The 20,501-nt window shown below is 52.1% G+C and carries 15 protein-coding genes; 9 read left to right on the forward strand and 6 right to left on the reverse strand.

Annotated elements, in window-relative coordinates:
• Positions 1-76: 76 nt before the first annotated feature.
• Complete coding sequence (gene dapD / locus AACQ93_RS03270; RefSeq protein ID WP_064602146.1) at positions 77-1,108, reverse strand: 2,3,4,5-tetrahydropyridine-2,6-dicarboxylate N-succinyltransferase; 1,032 nt, start codon at positions 1,106-1,108, stop codon at positions 77-79.
• A gap of 254 nt (positions 1,109-1,362) precedes the next feature.
• A complete protein-coding gene (locus tag AACQ93_RS03275) occupies positions 1,363-1,662 on the reverse strand; it encodes a YebG family protein (RefSeq protein ID WP_007470929.1) in 300 nt (99 codons plus the stop codon).
• A gap of 82 nt (positions 1,663-1,744) precedes the next feature.
• On the opposite strand from AACQ93_RS03275, the gene AACQ93_RS03280 reads away from it, so the two are divergent.
• Positions 1,745-2,431, forward strand: a complete 687-nt coding sequence (locus AACQ93_RS03280; RefSeq protein ID WP_064606465.1) for a DNA-3-methyladenine glycosylase I — start codon at positions 1,745-1,747, stop codon at positions 2,429-2,431.
• A gap of 19 nt (positions 2,432-2,450) precedes the next feature.
• On the opposite strand, the gene AACQ93_RS03285 is transcribed toward AACQ93_RS03280, so the two are convergent.
• Entirely contained in the window at positions 2,451-3,344 is an 894-nt protein-coding gene (locus tag AACQ93_RS03285) for a LysR family transcriptional regulator (protein ID WP_064602149.1), read from the reverse strand.
• 136 nt (positions 3,345-3,480) lie between these two features.
• On the opposite strand from AACQ93_RS03285, the gene AACQ93_RS03290 reads away from it, so the two are divergent.
• From AACQ93_RS03290 to recD, 4 genes are all read left to right on the forward strand, one after another.
• Positions 3,481-4,458: a TDT family transporter gene (locus AACQ93_RS03290; protein ID WP_064602151.1), complete on the forward strand. Its 978-nt coding sequence runs from the start codon at positions 3,481-3,483 to the stop codon at positions 4,456-4,458.
• Positions 4,459-4,582: 124 nt separating this feature from the next.
• Positions 4,583-8,029 (forward strand): exodeoxyribonuclease V subunit gamma, encoded by a 3,447-nt coding sequence (gene recC / locus AACQ93_RS03295; protein ID WP_064602154.1) that lies wholly within the window; start codon positions 4,583-4,585, stop codon positions 8,027-8,029.
• Positions 8,030-8,287: 258 nt separating this feature from the next.
• Complete coding sequence (recB, locus tag AACQ93_RS03300; protein WP_084418925.1) at positions 8,288-11,935, forward strand: exodeoxyribonuclease V subunit beta; 3,648 nt, start codon at positions 8,288-8,290, stop codon at positions 11,933-11,935.
• Complete coding sequence (gene recD / locus AACQ93_RS03305; protein ID WP_064602158.1) at positions 11,928-14,027, forward strand: exodeoxyribonuclease V subunit alpha; 2,100 nt, start codon at positions 11,928-11,930, stop codon at positions 14,025-14,027. Before recB ends, recD begins: the two co-directional genes overlap by 8 nt.
• Before the next feature lie 78 nt (positions 14,028-14,105).
• Here the strand turns inward: recD and argA are convergent, their stop codons facing one another.
• Positions 14,106-15,431, reverse strand: a complete 1,326-nt coding sequence (gene argA / locus AACQ93_RS03310; RefSeq protein ID WP_064606469.1) for an amino-acid N-acetyltransferase — start codon at positions 15,429-15,431, stop codon at positions 14,106-14,108.
• A 264-nt stretch (positions 15,432-15,695) separates the two neighbouring features.
• Here argA and AACQ93_RS03315 point away from each other — a divergent pair, with 264 nt between their 5' ends.
• From AACQ93_RS03315 to tcdA, 3 genes are all read left to right on the forward strand, one after another.
• Positions 15,696-16,094, forward strand: coding sequence for a DUF2850 domain-containing protein (locus AACQ93_RS03315; RefSeq protein WP_064602161.1), 399 nt, complete (start codon positions 15,696-15,698; stop codon positions 16,092-16,094).
• Between the two features lie 203 nt (positions 16,095-16,297).
• Positions 16,298-17,392 carry a murein transglycosylase A gene (gene mltA / locus AACQ93_RS03320; protein WP_084418928.1) on the forward strand — a complete coding sequence of 365 codons (1,095 nt, stop codon included), beginning with the start codon at positions 16,298-16,300 and terminating at the stop codon, positions 17,390-17,392.
• Positions 17,393-17,496: 104 nt separating this feature from the next.
• On the forward strand, positions 17,497-18,306 hold the full coding sequence (gene tcdA, locus AACQ93_RS03325) for a tRNA cyclic N6-threonylcarbamoyladenosine(37) synthase TcdA (RefSeq protein WP_007470907.1): 810 nt from the start codon (positions 17,497-17,499) through the stop codon (positions 18,304-18,306).
• A 231-nt stretch (positions 18,307-18,537) separates the two neighbouring features.
• Here tcdA and csdE read toward each other — a convergent pair whose 3' ends face one another.
• Complete coding sequence (gene csdE / locus AACQ93_RS03330) at positions 18,538-18,966, reverse strand: cysteine desulfurase sulfur acceptor subunit CsdE (protein ID WP_064602166.1); 429 nt, start codon at positions 18,964-18,966, stop codon at positions 18,538-18,540.
• Between the two features lie 9 nt (positions 18,967-18,975).
• A complete protein-coding gene (gene csdA / locus AACQ93_RS03335) occupies positions 18,976-20,196 on the reverse strand; it encodes a cysteine desulfurase CsdA (protein WP_064602168.1) in 1,221 nt (406 codons plus the stop codon).
• A gap of 34 nt (positions 20,197-20,230) precedes the next feature.
• Between csdA and AACQ93_RS03340 the strand changes: the two genes are divergently transcribed.
• Positions 20,231-20,362 carry a hypothetical protein gene (locus AACQ93_RS03340; RefSeq protein WP_255377045.1) on the forward strand — a complete coding sequence of 44 codons (132 nt, stop codon included), beginning with the start codon at positions 20,231-20,233 and terminating at the stop codon, positions 20,360-20,362.
• Positions 20,363-20,501 lie beyond the last annotated feature (139 nt).

Below are 20,501 nucleotides of genomic sequence, written 5' to 3' on the forward strand. Positions count from 1 at the left end.
ATTGATATCAAAAAACAGGCTGCCAAGGCAGCCTGTTTTTATTGCGTACGGTTTAAACGCAAAATTCAGCAATGATTTAGTTGTTGCTGTGCAGTTCGCTGTTCAGTTCAACTGCTGACTTGTTGGTCAGACATTCAATCTGGCCGGTCATTGAGTTGCGGCGGAACAGCAGATCCGGTTTGCCGGCAAGATCGCGAGCTTTAACAAACTCAACTTCTTTGCCGTCGGCATCCAGCATACGTACTTTAGAGCCGGCTGTTACGTACAGGCCTGATTCGATAGTACAGCGGTCGCCCATAGGGAAGCCAAGACCCGCGTTAGCACCCAGCAGGCTGTTTTCACCGATAGAAACCACCACTTTACCGCCGCCAGATAGTGTGCCCATGATAGATGCACCACCACCGATGTCTGAACCGTTGCCAACTACAACGCCTGCAGAAATACGGCCTTCAACCATGCTCACGCCAGTTGTACCTGCGTTGAAGTTAATGAAGCCTTCGTGCATAACGGTTGTGCCTTCACCCACATGCGCGCCAAGGCGAACACGGGAAGTATCAGCAATACGAACGCCGGCCGGAACCACGTAATCGACCATTTTAGGGAATTTATCAACACAGTCGACAGTTAGAACTTCACCGTTCAGGCGAGCTTCCATCTGGCGTTCAGCCAGCTCCGGCAAATCGATTGGGCCGTGGCTGGTCCATGCGATGTTGTGTAGCAGGCCGAAGATACCATCAAGTACCACACCGTGCGGCTTAACCAGGCGGTGAGAGATAAGCTGAAGTTTCAGGAAGCCTTCAGCAACAGAAGCTGGCTTCTCGTCGGTTGCTAGAATAACGATTACAAGCGGTTGAGTGGATTGTGACGCTTTAGTCGCAAATACTGCACTCTGCTCATCGCCTGCTGCTTTGAATGCTTCAGCCAGCTCTGCGCACTGAGCCGGAGCGACTTCAATCGCTTGGTTTCCTTCTTTGTAGTTAACCACAGCGGCAATGGCTGCAACCAGTTCGTCAGATGGATTCAGAACCGGAGTCGGGAAGAAAGCTTCAATGATTTTACCGTCACGGTTTTTAGTTGCTGTACCAAGGGCAAGTGAAAAGCTGGCCATTATCGGTAGGTCTCCATATCAAAAGTGTTGAGCACTGCGCTGCAAGGCAGGCAGCTTTATACGATAGCTCGATAACAAGATTGAACCATCATAATGACACTTGGCACGATATTGAAGGGGGCGGCAGAGAATCAGTGGAAAATGGTGAGATTATTTCCTTTGTTATTGAATTTGCATGGAAGCGGTGGAAATGGGCGCATAAAAAAACCTCCGGAACGGAGGTTTATTCATGATGAAGTCATCAGCGCTAAAGATTAAGCCGCATCTTCCTTTGGTTGCTCGGCAACAACTTCAGGTTTAGCTGCTTTCTTTTTTGGGGCCGCTTTTTTCTTGGCACCCAGTGCGATTAGTACTTCTTCACGTTTCTGGGCAAGGAACAAAGACAGTTCTTCTTGCTTGGCTTCATCTTCGAACAGTTCACTCTCGCTTAGTAAAGTGAACATCTCTTCAGCCATATCCAGCATTTTGTCGTATGCGTCGGCTTCGGACTTAGAGGTGAAAGTCATCTTTTCTTCTCCGTTGCGCTCAACCACATATTTGACGATAACAGCCATGGTCACCCTCTCCGAAATTGATTTACTGGCTGTTTATACAGTAGCATAAAGGTCAATGTCCAGAAATAAGCGTGTTAATGTGATGGTACGGGAAAAATTTACTCATATTTATGCTCGCGCCGCCGAAAGGAAAGGCGGTGAAGCCGGATTGGAAAGTTTACTGGCAACCCCGTTAAACGCAGAACAACTCCGGGCAATTCCGGATCATCGCTGGTTGGCGGCGTTCAGTCAGAAAGTGTTTCAGTCCGGAATGAGCTGGAAAGTCGTCCGCAATAAGTGGCCCGGTTTTGAGCAGGTTTTCTTTGATTTCGATATCGAGAAGATGTTGTTGATGCCAACTGAGATGTGGGAGCGCAAAGCAACCGATCCGACTATCATCCGCCATCTTGGTAAAGTGATGACGATTCCGGCCAATGCCCAGATGATCCATGAAGCGGCTGTTGAGCATGGCTCCTTTGCAGCAATGGTGGCTGACTGGCCGGGTGACGATATTGTCGGCCTTTGGCGCCACCTGAAAAAGCATGGCAAGCGACTTGGCGGCAATACCGGCCCGTATACATTAAGGGTGATGGGCAAAGATACATTTATCCTCAGTCAGGATGTTGAGTCGTATCTTCGCAATACCGGCATTATTGATGGCGGGCGGGACACCCAGCGATCACTTCAGGCTGCCCAATCGGCTTTTAGTGACTGGCAACAGGAATCCGGCCGTCCGCTTTGTCAGATCAGCCAGATCATTGCCTTTAGCTGCGGCGATAACCGAATTTAAGTTATTTATTTTACTGGGATTACTTATCGCTCAGCTGCCAGTTATGGCAAAACTGAAGAAACAACCTTAGCAGCGGGCTCTGGTATTTTTCTTTGTGATAGAGCAACCAGTACTGGCGTTGCATATCAAGCGGAAGCTCCAGGATAACCAGCCTGTTGTCGTGCACTGCATGTTCCACGGCCAGGCGCGACAGGCAGGTAATACCCAGCCCGGCTGCAGCACAGTTAATAATGGCTTCGGTTGTATTCAGCTCAAATGCCTGATGCCATTTTTCCAGGCGCGGCGCTATCCGGTTCAGGAAGTATTCACGGGTACCTGAGCCCGGCTCGCGCAGGATCCACTCTGACCCTTCCAAATCAGCCAAAGACAGATGGTGTATTTTTGTCAGCGGATGTTCTGGGTGGCAGGCTACGACCATGTCATCACTCAGCCAGGGCAGGATCTCCAAATCGGCTTGCTGTACCTTCCCTTCGACTAAACCGACATCCAGTTCAAATTCGCTCAGCATGTGGCAGATCTGTGCGGTATTTGAAATAAACAGAGTCTGATCTCTGTGTTCGCAGGTGGCCCTGAAGTCTCTTAGCAAGAAAGGGGTGATCTGGTTGCCGACGGTATCACTGGAACCGATCTTGAGCTTGCCGGTAACCGGCCCTGTCTGATCAAACAACTGCTCAATGGCATGGCTGCGGGCTAATAGTTCATCGGCCAGAGGAAGCAGCCGTTTGCCTTGCTCGTTAATGATCAAACGATTGTTGTTGCGGTCGAAAAGTTTGTGTCCGAGGTGCTTTTCCAGTTCAGACAGCGCCATGCTTACCGCGGGCTTGGAGAGAAACAGTTTGTCTGCTGCAGCGGTGATAGTACGCTCCTGGGCGACAGTGACAAAGACCTTGAGCTGTTTAAGGGCAATGTTCATGGTGCTTCCATGTTAAGTGATGCTTAAAGTTGGTTTAAATATATTCAAGTATTCTAAACAGTTCAATTTGGATAGACTATTTCTGTGTTCAGTTAAAGCCTTGAATACCTCAGGCTAAGTATTTGGAGTGGGATTCATGATCCGGGCAACCAGGAAAAAAGTCGCAGGAGCGCCAACCCCGATGGCAGGACTCGCCCTTGGGATTGCCAGCCTTGGCTGGTGCTGGGAGAACGCCGCTGATCTCAACGGTTACGGTCAGCTGACAGGAGCGGCAATTGCCTCACTGCTGCTGATGGTGTTGTTGGTGAAGTTTATCTGTCACCCGAAGCTGCTTTGGGATGATTTAACTCATCCGGTGGTGGGCAGTGTGGCGCCGACGTTTGCGATGGCACTGATGGTGGTGTCGAAAGCTGTCGGACAATATTTCCCTTTAACCGGTCAGGCACTTTGGTTGGCCGCGGTGGCTTTGCATTTGGTTTTCTTACTGTTGTTTGCATACCACCGAGTTAGTGAGTTTGAATTGCATCATATGGTGCCAAGCTGGTTTGTACCGCCTATCGGTATTATTGTTGCCGATGTCTCTTTCCCGGGAGGAGAGTTGCACCAACTGGCAGAAGGTCTGCTGTATTTCGGTATGGTTGCCTATGCTGTCCTGCTGCCGTTGATGGTTTACCGTCTGATTTTCTGTCATGAAATACCAGATGCCGCCAAACCAACCATTGCCATTATGGCGGCACCGGCCTCACTGTCGCTGGCTGGCTATCTGACAGTGTCTGTCGAGCCGTCTCCACTGGTGATTGGCCTGCTGGCCGGTATCGCGGTATTGATGACTTTTGTTATTTACTTAGCATTTTATCGCCTGTTGCGGCTGCCTTTCAGTCCGGGCTATGCGGCCTTCACATTCCCAATGGTGATTAGCGCGACAGCTCTGTTCAAAGCTGCAACTTGGATGGCGGGGATGGGACTGGAAAGCCATTATGTCGATCAGGTGTTCATGCTGGCAAAAGCCGAACTGTTTATTGCCACCTTGGTTGTCGGGTATGTCGCGCTGCGTTATCTGGCTTATTACCGCCCGGTCAGCCAAATGTTCAGACCTCTGCCACAGCAAGCCTGAGTTACTGAAAATCCTGTTATAGCCCGGGCTGTTGCTGATGTAGCAGCCCGGGCTTTTTTCGTTTGCAGCCAGTAGCCTATTGGTAGACAATCGTTGTAATTTTCTCTTTTCGTGAGATATCTGCGTGTTTACTGTCTATCACTCAAATCAGCTCGATCTGCTGAAATCCCTTTTGGTTGAACTTATCCGTCGCGAGCCGCTGGATAACCCGTTCGAGCAGGAGCAAATCCTGGTACAGAGTCCGGGCATGTCGCAATGGCTGAAGCTGGAGCTGGCGAAGTCCCTTGGTATTGCCGCCAATATTGAATTCCCGCTACCGGCTACCTTCATCTGGAACATGTTCACCAAGGTGCTCAGCGATGTGCCGGAGCGAAGTGCATTCAATAAAGAAGCGATGACCTGGAAGTTGATGCAGGTGTTGCCGCAACAGCTGGATAAGCCTGAATTTGAGCCGCTGGCCCGCTATCTGAGTGAGGACGACCAGCAGCAAAAGAGCTACCAGCTGGCAGAAAAGATTGCAGATATCTTTGACCAGTATTTAGTGTACCGCCCGGAGTGGATTCAGTCCTGGGAGTCAGATCAGGTCGATCCTGAGCTGGTGGAGGATCACCCTTGGCAGCCGTTGCTGTGGCAGGCGCTATATGATCAGACTCTGGCTCTCGACCAGTCGCCGTACCACAGGGCTAACTTGTACGATAACTTTATAGAGACCCTGGAAAGTTACCTGCAAAGCGGTTCTCCGCTACCGGAAGGCCTGCCAAAGCGCCTGTTCGTATTCGGTATTTCTGCTCTGCCGCCGCGCTATCTCGATGCCCTTGCTGCGTTGGGTAAGCATATCGATGTCCACTTGATGTTTACTAACCCTTGTCGCCATTACTGGGGGGAAGTGCGGGATCGTAAATATCTCGCCCGCCTTGCAGCCAAGCAGCGTCAGCAGTTGCAGTGGTGCGCCGATCACAGTGAGCTTGGTGGTGTCGTTTCTCCGCTGAAGGGAGATATCGAGGCCAACCTGGTTGATGATACCCATGAAGACGCAGTCGGTAATACCTTGCTGGCGTCACTGGGTAAGCTGGGGCGGGATAACCTGTACCTGCTGTCGGAGATGGAAGCCTATGATGTCGAAGCTTTTGTCGATATCGAACCGGATTCCATGTTGCATTCGATTCAAGCCGATATCCTTAACCTTGAAGATCGTGTCAATGATGAGTTGACTGAAACCAGTCACCACAAGCTGGCGATCTCGCCGCAGGACCAGTCGCTGGCTGTCCACGCCTGCCACTCGCCGATGCGAGAGGTTGAGGTGTTGCATGACAAGCTGCTGGCGATGATGGCTGACAATCCGGAACTGTCGCCGCGAGACATCGTAGTGATGGTGGCCGATATCAACAGCTACAGCCCGTATATTCAGGCGGTGTTCGGTAACGCGCCGGGTGAGCGCTACATTCCTTTCTCTATTTCTGACCGCAGTGCCGACCAGGAAAATCCGGTTCTGCTGGCCTTCCTGCGTTTATTGGAACTGCCGGAGAGCCGCTGTCAGGCTTCTGAACTGCTGGAGTTGCTGGAAGTACCGGCGGTGATGGCGAAGTTCGGTTTTGACAGCGAGCGTTTTGAACGGGTTAAAGGCTGGATTGAAGAAGTCGGGATCCGCTGGGGGTTGGATGATGGCACAGCCAGTGAATTCCAACTGCCGCGCCAGCAACAAAATACCTGGCTGTTTGGTTTGCAGCGGATGCTGCTCGGTTACGCAATGCCGCAGGATGCCGGATTGTATCAGGGGGTGCTGGCCTATGATGAGGTACAGGGTATGGATGCCGAGCTGGCCGGGCAGCTCGGTTTATTTGTCGAAATGCTGATGCACTACCGCACTTTGCTTGCCAAGCCACAGCCGGTGGCGGAGTGGATTTCAGTACTTAACCAGCTGTTGGATGATTTCTTTGCCGTCGATACTGACGGCGAGATGGTATTGCGGATGATCCGCGACAAGCTGCAGCAACTTGAGCAGCAGCTGAAAGATGCCGGTTATCAGGATGAGATCACGCCGAAAGTGCTGCGTGATTACCTCAACAGCAAATTATCGGGTGAACGGGTCAGTCAGCGTTTCCTTGCCGGTCAGGTAAACTTTTGTACCCTGATGCCAATGCGTTCGATCCCGTTCAAGGTAGTGTGCCTGCTGGGGATGAATGACGGTATCTATCCGCGCTCTATTCCGCCGGAAGGCTTTGATCTGATGACCGGACGAACCCGTTATGGTGACCGCTCCCGCCGTGATGACGACCGCTACCTGTTCCTTGAGGCACTGCAGTCAGCTCAGGAAACGTTGTACATCAGTTATGTCGGACGCTCTATTCAGGACAACAGTGAAAAAATGCCGTCGGTACTGGTTAGCGAGCTGCTGGAATACTGCCAGCAGGGATACTGTCTTGAAGGGGATGAAGCTCTGCCTGCCGATCAGTCGGCCGAGCGCCTGGCGAAAGCCATGCTACATGTCCACCCATTGGTGCCGTTCAGTCCGGAAGCCTTTCTGGGAGCTGCACCGAGTTATGCCGCAGAATGGTTGCCCGCAGCCAGTCGAGAGTTGATTGCAACGCCTGAATTTCAGGAGCAGCCACTTATTGCCGAGCCTGAAGACAGCACCGGCATGCCAGTGCTGGAGCTGGCCGAACTGTCTCGCTTCTGGCGTCTGCCTGTGCAGTATTTCTTTAACCGCCGCCTGAAAGTGTTCTTTGAATCGGCAGCTGGCGCAGTCGAAGATGACGAGCCGTTTGTTCTTGATGGTCTGAGCCGTTATCAGCTTCGCAGTGATTTGCTGACGACTTTCCTTGATAGCCACCTTCAGGGTGAAAGCAATAAAGACGCCGTATTTGAGCGCTTTGCCGAATATCAGCAGGCTGCGGGTGGCCTGCCGCTGGCTGAGTTTGGTGAGCTGGAGCTGATGGATGAGCGGGGACAGATTGAAAGTCTGGCTGACAAAGTAGCCGGTCTGCTGGCCGACTCACTGCCAGATGTTGAAGTTGACCAGTTAATTGAGATTGAAGGACGGTCTGTGCAATTTCAGGGCTGGCTCAAGTATCACAGCCGGAGTGGGCTGGTTCGTTATCGTCCGGGCAAGGTCAGGGCACAGGATATTCTGCAGGGCTGGATCGAACATTTGTGTCTGGCTCTGGTCGCCGAATCGAAAGACACTCATTTGATTGGCATTGACGGTCACTACTGGCTGGAACCGGTCAATGCTGAATATGCCCGTGAACAGTTGGCAGTATTAATGCAGGCGTACTATCAGGGACTGACCCGGCCGCTGGCATATTTCCCCCGCACCGCACTTGCCGGTTTGCAGGCTTGCCAGGATAAGCAGGGTAACTGGTGCGATGATGCTGATATTCTGGATAAAGCAAAAGCGAAGATGGCAGAAGCCTTTAACGGCGGTTACATGTTCGAAGGTGAAGGAAACAATGCTTATATCTACCGGGTATGGCCGGAGTGGAATTGTGAGCTGGCTGATGATGCCACACAACAGGCAGAACAATTGCTCAAACCGGCATTGCTGCACCTGCATTTGAAGAAAGAGGATTAATCACTAAGGGGGGTAGGTGGCCGTCGATAAATCATTATTGATTGTAGGGTGTTCACCGTACGGCCACAGGTCCAGAGGTAGACCGAATTCATGACGCGGATAGTAGCGGATCGAATTGGGATAAACCGTGAAACAGCTCTCATAGTGATAGAACTCAAAGTTGGCTAATTCGATATTTTTGTTTGAATTTGTGCTCGATCACAAAAATTTATTTTGCCCGAACCCATGTTCGTGCAATAACAGGAACTTGCGCATCCTATGACTCAACAACACATTTCGCCTGACCTTACTGATTCTGCGGTACTCATTGAGCCGCAGGAGCTTAAGCCGATGACCTTCCCGTTGCACGGTAACAGGCTGATTGAAGCCTCGGCCGGTACGGGCAAGACGTTTACCATTGCCAGTCTGTACCTGCGTCTGCTGCTCGGGCATGGTGATAACAACAGCCGCTTCCCTCGCGAGCTGACTGTTGATCAGATTCTGGTGGTGACTTTTACCGAAGCGGCAACTGCGGAGCTGCGTGATCGTATTCGCCGCCGGATCCATGATGCCCGGCTGGCATTCAGCCGAGGCCATAGTGACGATCCGGTGATCAAACCCTTGTTGGATGATCTTGCCGATCATAAAGCGGCGGCATCGATCTTGCTGCAGGCCGAACGTCAGATGGATGAAGCCGCCATTTTCACTATTCATGGTTTCTGTCAGCGGATGCTGACCCAGAATGCGTTTGAGTCTGGCAGCCTGTTCAACAATGAGTTCGTCACCGAAGAGAGTCACCTTCGGGCGCAGGTGGTGGCTGATTACTGGCGCCGCAACTTCTACCCATTGCCGAAAACACTGGCTGGTGAGGTGCGCAGCATCTGGGTATCGCCGGCAACTTTGCTACGTGATGTTAACCCGTTTTTGTCCGGTGCCGAGGTGGAAATTCGTGCGCCGGAGCTGAAAGATTCGTTGCAACAGGTTCATGACGACAATATTGCCCGAATTGAGCATGTGAAGCGCTTGTGGCGTGCTGATGCGGCTGATTTCCAGGATTTGATTGCCGGTTCCGGGGTCAACAAGCGCAGTTATACCAAGACCAGTTTGCCGAAGGCGCTGGCGGAAGTCAGTGCCTGGGCCGAGCAGGAAACCTCCGGTTACCAGTTACCGAAAGCGCTGGAAAAATTTGATCAACAGGTGCTGTTTGATAAGACCAGCAAAGGGAATCCGCCGGAGCATCCTGTGTTTGTTGCTATTGGCGAGCTGCTGGCTAACAAGCCGAATGTCAGGGATCCGCTGCTGGCACATGCTATCAGAGAGTGCCGTCAGTTGCTGACTGAGGCCAAACGTCGTAAAGGCTGGCTGTCATTTGACGATCTGCTGACCCAACTGGCTGCGGCGCTGAGCAATGATGCAGACGGCAGCCTGGCTGCGCGGATCCGTACTCTGTTTCCGGTTGCGATGATCGATGAATTCCAGGATACCGATCCGCTTCAGTACAGCATTTTTAACACTGTTTATGGTGAAAAGCCGTCAGAAGCTGAAGTTGACGCTGGCAGTGAGGAGTCGGCCTGTGGACTGTTTATGATCGGTGACCCGAAGCAGGCGATTTATGCCTTCCGTGGTGCTGATATCTTTACTTATATTCAGGCTCGTCGCCAGGTGAAAGCTCACTACACCCTGGGAACCAACTGGCGTTCAACAGCTGAAATGGTTGAAGCCGTCAACACCATCTTCCGCACGCCGCAGCGCCCGTTTATTTATGATCAGGACATTACTTTCCTGCCGGTGAACCACAGCCCGAAGGCAACGGATCGGAGCTGGCAATTGGCAGGGAGCAAGCAACCAGCATTGAGTTTCTGGCGTCAGGAAGCTGATGAACCGGTTAGAAAAGGTGATTACCAGCAGGTGATGGCAGCTGCGACTGCTGCGGAAATTCAGAAGATCCTTACGCTTTCACAACAGGGTGAAGCAGTGCTGGTCGAAGGCGAGAAGCGCCAAGCGATCCGGGCCGGTGATATATCGGTACTGGTGCGTACCGGTGCGGAAGGGGCGATGATCCGTCATGCTTTGGCCGAGCAGGGGATTGCCAGTGTTTACCTGTCGAACCGTGACAGTGTCTTCGCCAGTGCCGAAGCTTGTGATATCCAGCGCCTGCTGGTGGCGGTTCTGGTGCCGGAAGAAGAACGCGGCCTGCGTGCGGCGTTGGCTTCCGGCCTGTTTGCGCTCAGTGCCAGCCAGCTTGATGAGCTCAATGTCGATGAAGACAAATGGGAACAGCATGTGGCGGAATTCCGGGAATATCGTAAGCTGTGGCACAGCCGCGGGGTATTGCCGATGCTGCGCCATGTGCTGGCGAGCCGTCGGATCCCTGAGCGTCTGTTAAGTGAAAACGGCGGAGAGCGTCGCCTGACAGATATCCTCCATATCGGCGAGTTGCTTCAACAGGCAAGTCAGACGCTCGACAGTGACCATGCGCTGATCCGCTGGCTGGCTGAACATATCGAAGAGCCGAACGGTAATGCCGAAGAGCAGCAGTTGCGCCTGGAATCAGATCGTAACCTGGTGCAAATCGTTACCATCCATAAATCCAAAGGTCTGGAGTATGACATCGTCTTCCTGCCGTTTGTCTGTGGTTACCGGACGGCGGGGACGGCCCTGTTCCATGATGAGCAGACTCAGCAGGCGGTGCTGGATGTTGCCGGTACCGACGAGAGTATGGAGCTGGCTGAGAAAGAGCGCCTGGCGGAAGATCTGCGTCTGATTTATGTGGCCCTGACCCGTGCTGTCTACGGCTGTTATATCGGCATGTCACCGTTGCGTAACGGACTAAGTCGTAAAGAGCCGACTGGATTGCATAATTCAGCGATTGGCTGGTTGGTTCAGGACGGTCAGGAAGGAAGTGTGGCAGATCTGGATGCGGCGCTTGCACGTCTGGTTCAGGCATCATCGACCATGGCTGTCGTTACCCCGCCAGAGCTGCCGGAGTCACCATGGACTCCGCTGGAAGAAGAAAAACCGGCTCTGTCTGTCGCTCAGTTTACAACAGAGATTGAACGTAACTGGTGGATCACCAGTTACTCTGGGTTGGTTAAGCAGGGCAGTCATCATCTTGATGCCTCATTTGAACTGCCGGGTTTTGATACCGATTCTTCACAGGACAGTGACGGCGAAGACGGTGAATTAGTCGAGCCGGAGCGTACTATTTATACCTTCCCGCGCGGTGCGCGTCCGGGTACTTTCCTGCACACCTTGTTTGAAGAAATTGAGTTCACTGAGCCGGTCGACAGCGAAGCTACCCGCAGTAAGATTCTTGAACTGTTGAGACTGGAAAACTATGACGAGGAGTGGTTGCCGGTACTGCAAACCATGATTCGTGATGTGCTGAGTTGTAACCTTGACGGTGACTGCCTGCAACTGGGCAGGGTACAGGCTTCCAGCCGCCTGACCGAAATGGAGTTTATGTTGCCGATCAATGTGCTGTCGGCACCTTTGCTCAATAAGGTGATTGCCCGTCATGATCCCCTGTCAGCAAAGGCCGGGGAATTGGGTTTCACCACGGTCAGCGGGATGCTCAAGGGCTTTATCGACTTGGTGTTTGAGCATCAGGGACGCTATTACGTTCTGGACTGGAAATCTAATCACCTCGGTGATGATCCGGATGTTTACCGGGGCGATAAGCTGGCTCATGCGATGGCTGAACACCGTTACGATCTTCAGTACCAGCTTTATGCGCTGGCACTGCACCGTTTCCTCAAGAGCCGTAAGGCTGATTATGATTATGACACCCATTTCGGTGGTGTCTACTACCTGTTCCTGCGTGGTGTCAGGGCTGAGGGTGACAGCGGTATTTTCAATGCCCGCCCGAGTCTGGAGTTGCTGACTGAACTGGAAACACTGATTGACGGAGAATACCTGGATGCTTAAACGGCTTGAATTACTTTCCCGGCAAGGGGCTATCCGTCCGCTGGATTATCAGTTCGCTAAGTTTATAGCAACGACAGTGGCGGCTTCAGACTGCGAAGAAACCCGTCAGCTGGTGACACTGGCGGCGGCACAAACCAGCTATGAACTAGGGCAGGGGCATGTCTGCCTGCTGCTGTCCAAACTGGAACGAGGTCATGTATTGGGACTGGGGACAGAGCATTCCAGCCAGTTACTTGAAGGTCTGCCGGCATTGGAGACGTGGGGCTCGGTCCTGTCAGCTTCGGCGGCTGTGTCTGTCGGCCACGGAGCGACGCCATTGGTGCTGGAGCTCGGACGTTTGTACCTCAACCGTTACTGGCAGTTTGAGCAGACGGTTGCTTCGCGCCTGAAACAGTCATCGGGCGCTGCGTCATCGGCTGCTGTTGCGATGCCTCAGATGGCCGCTAAACTCGATGAACTGTTTGCCCGCAGTTACACCTATTTGTTTGAAGCGTTGCAGAAGCTGCGCAATGGGGAAAAAGCTGAGCCGGATAGCCCGCAGGCGCGTCAGGCGGAAGTGTGCGATAAGCTGGATGTGGTCGCAGCCGGAGAACTCGACTGGGGTGCCATCGACCGGGTGCTGACTGCGGCTACCCGTGCCTCTGATCTGGCGATGCTGGATACTTTAGTGCCGAATGCGGTTTGCTTGAACTGGCAGAAAGTGGCGGCCGCGGTTGCGCTGACCCGTCAGTTTGCCGTCATTTCCGGCGGGCCGGGGACAGGTAAAACCACCACGGTTGCTAAGCTGCTGGCAGCTCTGGTGACTCAGGCAATGCAGGCCAGTGGCGGTGATGCCGAACAGGTGCCGACCATCAAATTGGTGGCGCCAACCGGTAAAGCGGCGGCGCGTCTGACAGAGTCGATTGGTGCTGCGGTGCAGTCACTGGCAATTGAGAAGGAAGTGAAAGATCTGATCCCGACCCAGTCCAGTACTATTCACCGTCTGCTGGGTTCGATTCCGAATCGGGTTGAATTCCGTCATAACCGTGAAAACCCGCTGCACCTTGATGTGCTGGTGGTTGATGAAGCCTCAATGGTGGATTTGCCGATGATGGCCCGCCTGTTGGATGCGATGCCGCCTCACGCTAAGCTGATTTTGCTGGGGGACCGGGATCAGTTGGCCTCGGTTGAAGCCGGTGCTGTGCTGGGGGATATCTGCTCTTTCTCGAATCAGGAATACAGTCCGGAGCAGGGTGAGCAGCTTAGCCTGCTGACCGGCTACCGTTTTGCTGCTGCCGTGGAAGGCGGAGCGGCAACAGTGGCAGATAGCCTGTGTATGCTGCGCAAGAGCTATCGATTCCATGCTCAGTCTGGGATCGGCCAGCTGGCTAAAGCCATTAATGGTGGTCAGCCGCATCAGGTTGAGCAGGTCTGGCAGCAAGGTTTTAAGGATATTCACCAGTACCCGCTTTGTACCGAGAGTTATGAACGGATGATCAATATGACGGTGAACTTTTACCGTGATTACCTTGATGCGATTGAAATCGGTGAGAAACCGGAAAAGGTATTGAAAGCATTTTCACGGGTACGTCTGCTTTGTGCGCTGCGGGAAGGGGACTTCGGTGTTTCCGGCCTGAACCAGCGTATTGAACGAGGTCTTATGCGGGCGGGTAAGATCAATCCGGGGGATGACACCTGGTATGTCGGTCGTCCGGTGATGATCATCCGAAACGATCATGGTCTCGGCCTGTATAACGGTGATATCGGTATTGCTATGCTGGATGCCGAGCCGGATCCGCAAACCGGAAAGCGCCGCCTGCGGGTATATTTTGATATGCCGGACGGCTCTATCCGTGCGGTATTGCCGAGCCGTTTGCCTGAACATGAGACGGTGTATGCCATGACCATTCATAAATCACAGGGTTCGGAGTTTGCCGATACCCTGATGGTGTTGCCGACTGATTTCAGCCCTATCCTGACCCGGGAGCTGATTTACACAGGTGTAACCCGAGCCAAGGAGAAGCTGTATATGTTTGCCTTGCCGGAGATTGTTCATCGCTCGGTGCGTTTGCGGACGGAGCGGGCCAGTGGTCTGGCTCAGCTGCTTGGTTAGGCAAGGGGGAGTCAGGAGTATAGTTTAGTGGAAGAGCCGGCTTGTGCCGGCTCTTTTTGTTTGAGGCTATGTTTGAAGTTATAGCTCCAGAATTAAAATTTTAGAGCGGCGCTGGAAGTTATAGAGGGCTTTTTTGGCCATCGGCAGCTGCTCGACACTGGATTCATAAAATCCTTGTTCCAGGAACCAGTGCAGGCTACGGGTAGTCAGGACGAAAAGTTGCTTCAGACCTATGCTTTTAGCCTGCTGGCGTAATTTATTGAGCAGGATAACGCCCCGGTCGCCGTCGCGGTAATCGGGATGAATGGCGACACAGGCCATCTCCGCCATTTCTTCATCTTCAAACGGGTACAGGGCGGCACAGCCGATGATCAGGCCGTCGCGCTCGATAATGGTAAATTGCCCGATTTCCTGCTCCAGTTGTTCCCGTGAGCGGCGTACCAGAATTCCGTCTTGCTCCAGCGGGCGGATCAGGGCCAGTATTCCGCCGATATCATCAATGCCAGCCTGGCGGGTCTTCTCGGCACTGGCCATAACTATCTGGGTGCCGATACCGTCGATGGAGAACAGCTCCTGGATCAGCGCGCCATCCTCTTTGTAACTGATCAGGTGGCTGCGGGGAACGCCTGCCAGACAGGCTGTGATTGCGCCACGCAGGAAGCGTCCTGTACCGCAGTCGTCAGCATCATTTTCTATCAGCTTTTGCAGGGCTTGTTCTGCTTCGTGAGGCAGCATCTCTGAGGCGACACTACCGTCATCATTAAGCACTCCTTGTTCGGAGCAGAAGCCGATCAGCTTATCGGCCTTAAGGCGGATCGCGAGCTGGGTGGCAACTTCTTCTGAAGTGAGGTTGAAGCACTCGCCGGTGACGGAGCTGGCGATTGGTCCCAGCAGGACAACGGCACCTTGTTCAAGCTGGCGATTGATAGCCTGGCAGTCTATGCGTCGGATCCGGCCACTGTTGTGATAGTCGGTACCGTCATCAACCCCGAGCGGCTGGGCAATAATGAAGTTGCCGCTGACGATATGGATCTGCGAGCCAGCCATCGGGGTATTGTTCAGCCCCATGGAAAAACGAGCGGTGATATCAAGCTGGAGCTGTCCGGCAGCCTGTTTAGCCAGCTCAAGGGTGCGCTTATCGGTGACTCGGATCCGTTTGTGATAAGGACTGGAAACGTTATGCGCCTCAAGCAATTGGTTGATCTGCGGTCGGGCGCCGTAAACCAGCACGATGCGCAGGCCAAGGCTGGTCAGCAAGGCGATATCATTAACAATACGGGGGAAGTTGCTGTCGGCAATGGCTTCACCACCGAGCATGATCACTATTGTTTTGCCGTTATGGGCGTTGAGGTACGGTGCGGATTGGCGAAATCCTTTTACCAAATCGGTACTTCGTAGCTTCACTGTCATACATCCGTGTTATTTATTGAGTGATTTGTTATTAGGCTGCTATTAGTGTGAGGCATCATTCAGTTTATCGTCGAAAAATGCTTAATAATTATGCAAGCATAGTCGCTGATAATAGTGGTTGGTTCAAGCAGTACCGTTCAGCATCAAAGCGGATTTTTTGGATTCAAGATCTCGTTGTCGTACTCCATATTGTTCATTTTGTCGAAAACTGACTTGCTTGAGGTATATTCAGAATTGATCAAATTGAGAATCCGCCCTATGAAGAAAAACCAGAAAATGAAAATGCAGTTTGCCTTCGTTGTGACGGGTGTTGTGATCGGCTTTCTCTTCTCAGCCATGCTTGCAGTAGGCGCTATTGATGCACAAACGCTTGGTCAGGAGCCGCCTCCTGATATCAACGGTGTTTGGGTAGAAAAAGAAGTTGCCCCTTATGTTGCTGACCGTTTTGAAATTCGCCCGGAGGGTGTGTTTGTTGGCGGTCGTCAGGTTACCACTCGATATGATTGGGATGGTGAGATTCTCAGTTATCGTAAGGGTGATGACACCTATGTCTATAAGCTTCATGAAGGCCGTTTTGTTCGTCAGCAGCCGGCGCATTACATTTCGTCTTTTGCCCGTGAAGGCGATCCTGAACATTGTCTGCTCAATTGCACATAATTTTACTCATCTCTTTCCCTTTCCTTCCTGAAAACTGTCGGTTCCGTTAAGTTTTGTTGCTGTCGCAGGTAACTGTTTTTGATAAAAGACAGAGCCCTGACATATTGTTTTATACAAAGTGTTAAACATTCTTACTTTCATGCCGTCATCGCTTTGTGCATACTTGCGATGAAAATATCCTAATTATTTCATAGGTCTTTACCGTGTTTCGTAAAGCAACAATTGCAATGTTAATTCTGGGTCTGGTCGGTTGTGCCAGGCCGACAGACCATGGTCAGCAATATATTGATGGCCGCTTTGACCAGGTATTAAATCAGGTATCGACGGTAGAGTCTGATAAACCGAGGGATTACAGCCAGTTTGAACAGCAGATGGAGCTGGTATTGGAGCGCTCACCGTCAATGGCTGCAAAGTATCAGCCGCTTTATCAGCACCTTCAGAAGTGGGCAGAGGAAAGTGGTGACCCGACACAACTGAGTAATTACGGTATTCAGATTGCTCAGATGGGCGGTGCTGATGAGTTCGGTAATGTCATGTTTACCGGTTACTTTTCGCCGGTGATTGAACTGCGTCATGAGTCGAATGAAACATTCCGCTATCCGGTTTACGCCATGCCGAAATGCGAAGAGCAGTGTCCGACCCGAGCTGATATTTACGCTGGTGCACTTGAAGGACTTGGGCTGGAACTGGGTTACAGCGCTTCGATGCTGGATATCTTTATGATGGAAGTGCAGGGCAGTGGCTTTGTTCACTTTGAAGATAACGACCAGCTGCAGTATTTCGCTTATAACGGCAAGAACGGTCATCCTTATGTCAGTATCGGTAAGGTGCTGATTGAGCGTGATGAAGTTCCGCGCGAGAAGATGTCGCTCAAAGCCATTAAAGATTGGGTCAGCCAGCAGGATGACGCTTCTGTAAGGGAGCTGCTGGAGCAGAACCCGTCGTTTGTGTTCTTCAAACCACAAGACAGCCTGGATGTAATGGGGACAGCCGGTATTCCGCTTCAGGCCCACGCTTCAGTCGCGGCGGATCGTGAATACCTGCCGATGGGTAGTGTGTTGCTGGCAGAAGTGCCGCAGCTTGACAGCGAGGGCAATTGGAACGGCCAGCATGTGCTTAAATTATTAATGGCGCTGGATACTGGCGGTGCGGTGAAGAAAAACCACCTGGATCTCTACCATGGTATGGGGCCGCAAGCCGGGCTTGATGCCGGCCATTACAAACATTACGGCCGGGTATGGAAGCTGGGGCTTGAGGGCAGCCAGACCGGAAGTCCGTGGCAGAATGTTGGCGGGTAGACCTTCATAGGCAATAATGCAAGTTTGCCTGACCCACAGGCTGGACAATTGTTATCAGAGCGCGTATAAAACGCGCTCATTCTTTATCTGAACGACTGAAAGTTATGCGTGAATTAGATACCCCGGCTTCTGACAACTACAACCAGCGTTTTGGTGGTACTCGCCGCCTGTACGGTAACAGTGAAGTAGAAATACTGCGTGCTGCCCATGTGTGTGTTATCGGTATCGGTGGTGTGGGTTCATGGGCTGCGGAAGCGCTGGCGCGTTCCGGTGTCGGCGAGCTGACCCTGATTGATATGGACGATGTTTGTGTCACTAACATCAACCGTCAGATCCATGCCATGACAGGTACAGTCGGTCAGAGCAAAATTGAAGTGATGGCTGAGCGAATAAAGCTGATTAACCCGGAATGTAAAGTGAATCTGATTGATGACTTTATTACCCCGGAAAATATCGCTGAGTATATTGATGGTCGTTTTGACTATGTGCTGGATGCCATCGACAGCATGAAGCCGAAAGCGGCACTGCTGGCATACTGTAAGCGCAACAAAATCAAAGTTATCACCACGGGTGGTGCGGGTGGACAGATTGACCCGACTCAGATCCAGATTGCCGATCTGACTAAAACTATTCAGGACCCGCTGGCGAAGAAGCTGCGTGATACTTTACGTCGTCACCATAACTTCCCGAAAAATCCGAAGCGCAAATTCGGTATCGAGTGTGTGTTCTCGACTGAGCAACTGAAATACCCGCAGGCAGACGGTTCGGTATGCAGTGCTAAGGCATCAGCCGAAGGGCCGAAGCGTATGGACTGCGCCAGCGGATTCGGTGCCGCGACTATGGTCACCGCCACGTTCGGTTTTGTCGCGGTATCGCGTATTCTGAATAAGCTGATTGAAAAGCACCTCAAATGATACCAATCAGTATAAGTGTTTGATCATTCTTGCTTGTTAAAATCACCTATTGCTGCGTTAGAATTTTTGTAATTAGCACAACTAGTTACGGCAAACTCTTCCTTGTCCTAGGCGATTTTTCCTGCGCAATTATCTGAACACTTACTTAATTCCGATTGGTATAAAAAAGCGAGAGTTGTGAGACTCTCGCTTTTTTATTTCGTTGTCCGGAGTGTTTTCGGAAACAGTCCGTTATGCGTCGGCCAGTGCTTTGATTTGCTCAACAATGGCTTTCAGGCCGTTGCCGCGGGACGGGCTCAGGTGAGCCATCAGGCCAAGGCTGTCAAAGTAGCCATCAATATCAAAGGCTTTGATTTCTTCTGCCGTTTTACCTTCGTAAGCTGCCAGAACCAGAGTGATCAAGCCGCGGACGATGCGGGCATCGGAGTCGGCGGCAAAGTGGAACACTTCTCCCTCCTGCTGGTGGACCAGCCAGACCTGGCTTTCACAGCCGCTTACTTTCAGTTGGTCCTGCTTCAGCTCTTCCGGCAGTGCAGGCAGCTTCTTACCAAGCTGAATAACATTGCGGTACCTGTCTTCCCAGCCATTGGCAGCGGCCATTTGGTTAACAATCTGGTCGCTGGTGATATCTGTGCCGAAAGGGTGGTGTGGTAGGCTCATCAGTTTCTCCTAAAGCAGGCTGCACGCTTTGTGCAGGGCTGCAACAAAGCGTTCAACATCTTGTTCTGTATTATATAGTGCCAGAGATACCCGCAGGGTACCGTTCAGGCCAAGAGCGTCCAGCATCGGGTGGGCACAGTGGTGGCCAGCGCGAAGTGCAATGCCTTGCTGATCAAGCAGAGTTGCGATGTCCTGATGGTGAACGCCGTCAACCACAAAGGAAAACAGGCTGGCATCCGGCTGAAGGCCGACAATGCGCAGATCTTCAATATCTTTGATGCCTTCCAGTGCTTTCTGGCGCAGGTGATGGATATGGTCTTCGGCGGCTTGGCGATCCAGGCTGGTCAGCCAGTCGATAGCCGCGGCCAGTGCCAGACTGCCGGCAACGTTCGGTGTTCCGGCTTCAAATTTCCCCGGAACGGCTGAAAACGTTGTGCCTTCGAACGAGACCTTTTCTACCATTTTACCGCCGCCATGCCAGGGCGGCATCGCATTCAGCAGCTCAAATTTACCGTAAAGCACGCCGATCCCTGCAGGGGCAAAGATTTTGTGGCCGGAGAACACATAGAAGTCAGCATCAAGAGCCTGAACATCTACCGTTTCATGTGCAACTGCCTGGGCACCGTCGATTACCGCGACTGCGCCATATTGGTGGGCGGCCGTAATGATTTCCTCAACCGGATTTCGGGTGCCAGTCACATTGGTGACATGGGCAACGGCGACAATTTTAGTCTCCTCGCCCAGTAGCTGGTGGAAGGCGTCCATATCTAAGGTGCAATCCGGTTTCATCGGAATTTTAACGACTTTGGCTCCGGTCTGCTCCGCCACGAGTTGCCACGGTACGATATTGGCGTGGTGTTCGAGCTCGCTCACCAGGATTTCGTCACCCGGTTTGAGGTTCTGGCGGGCGTAGGTCTGGGCAATCAGGTTCAGGGCTTCGGTTGCACCCCGAGTCCAGATGATCTCTTTATTTTGTTTGGCGTTAATAAAGCGCTGGACAGTTTCGCGTGCCTGTTCAAATTGTGTGGTTGCCGCAGCCGTCAGGGCATGGCTGCCTCGGTGAACATTAGCATTGTGACCGCTGTAGTACTGTCGGATGGTTTCGATAACAATTGTTGGCTTTTGGGTTGTCGCTGCACTGTCGAGATAGACAAGCGGCTGGCCGTTGCATTCCTGGGCAAGTGCCGGGAACTGCTGGCGGATTTGGTTGATATCAAATTGAACAGTCATGGTGAGTCACATTGCGAAAAAGGAGGTGGCGATCATGCCATTATTTGCCATAAGAGCAAGGGATTATCAGCTGGCTCAGGCTAATTATAACGGTGTTGGTATTGATAATGTGGCGAATTGGGGAAAAAGAGATAAAAAAAAGCACCGTGTTGGGGCACAGTGCTAACAATAAACTTTGACAGACAGGTCAAAAATACAGGAAGTAAAAGTGGTAGATTGACTACCCGTCCGGCACAACCCGGACAATATGCAAACACAACATCGCAACTATGACTGAGAGTTAAGATGCCGAGGGGGCAAAACTG

It is taken from the genome of Photobacterium sp. J15 (genome assembly GCF_963870815.1).
Taxonomy (GTDB): domain Bacteria; phylum Pseudomonadota; class Gammaproteobacteria; order Enterobacterales; family Vibrionaceae; genus Photobacterium; species Photobacterium marinum.

Coding starts and splice junctions, on each gene's coding strand:
- dapD (WP_064602146.1), bottom strand. CDS start 1,108: ATGGCCAGCTTTTCACTTGCCCTTGGTACAGCAACTAAAAACCGTGAC.
- AACQ93_RS03275 (WP_007470929.1), bottom strand. CDS start 1,662: ATGGCTGTTATCGTCAAATATGTGGTTGAGCGCAACGGAGAAGAAAAG.
- AACQ93_RS03280 (WP_064606465.1), top strand. CDS start 1,745: ATGGTACGGGAAAAATTTACTCATATTTATGCTCGCGCCGCCGAAAGG.
- AACQ93_RS03285 (WP_064602149.1), bottom strand. CDS start 3,344: ATGAACATTGCCCTTAAACAGCTCAAGGTCTTTGTCACTGTCGCCCAG.
- AACQ93_RS03290 (WP_064602151.1), top strand. CDS start 3,481: ATGATCCGGGCAACCAGGAAAAAAGTCGCAGGAGCGCCAACCCCGATG.
- recB (WP_084418925.1), top strand. CDS start 8,288: ATGACTCAACAACACATTTCGCCTGACCTTACTGATTCTGCGGTACTC.
- recD (WP_064602158.1), top strand. CDS start 11,928: ATGCTTAAACGGCTTGAATTACTTTCCCGGCAAGGGGCTATCCGTCCG.
- AACQ93_RS03315 (WP_064602161.1), top strand. CDS start 15,696: ATGAAGAAAAACCAGAAAATGAAAATGCAGTTTGCCTTCGTTGTGACG.
- tcdA (WP_007470907.1), top strand. CDS start 17,497: ATGCGTGAATTAGATACCCCGGCTTCTGACAACTACAACCAGCGTTTT.
- csdE (WP_064602166.1), bottom strand. CDS start 18,966: ATGAGCCTACCACACCACCCTTTCGGCACAGATATCACCAGCGACCAG.
- csdA (WP_064602168.1), bottom strand. CDS start 20,196: ATGACTGTTCAATTTGATATCAACCAAATCCGCCAGCAGTTCCCGGCA.
- AACQ93_RS03340 (WP_255377045.1), top strand. CDS start 20,231: ATGCCATTATTTGCCATAAGAGCAAGGGATTATCAGCTGGCTCAGGCT.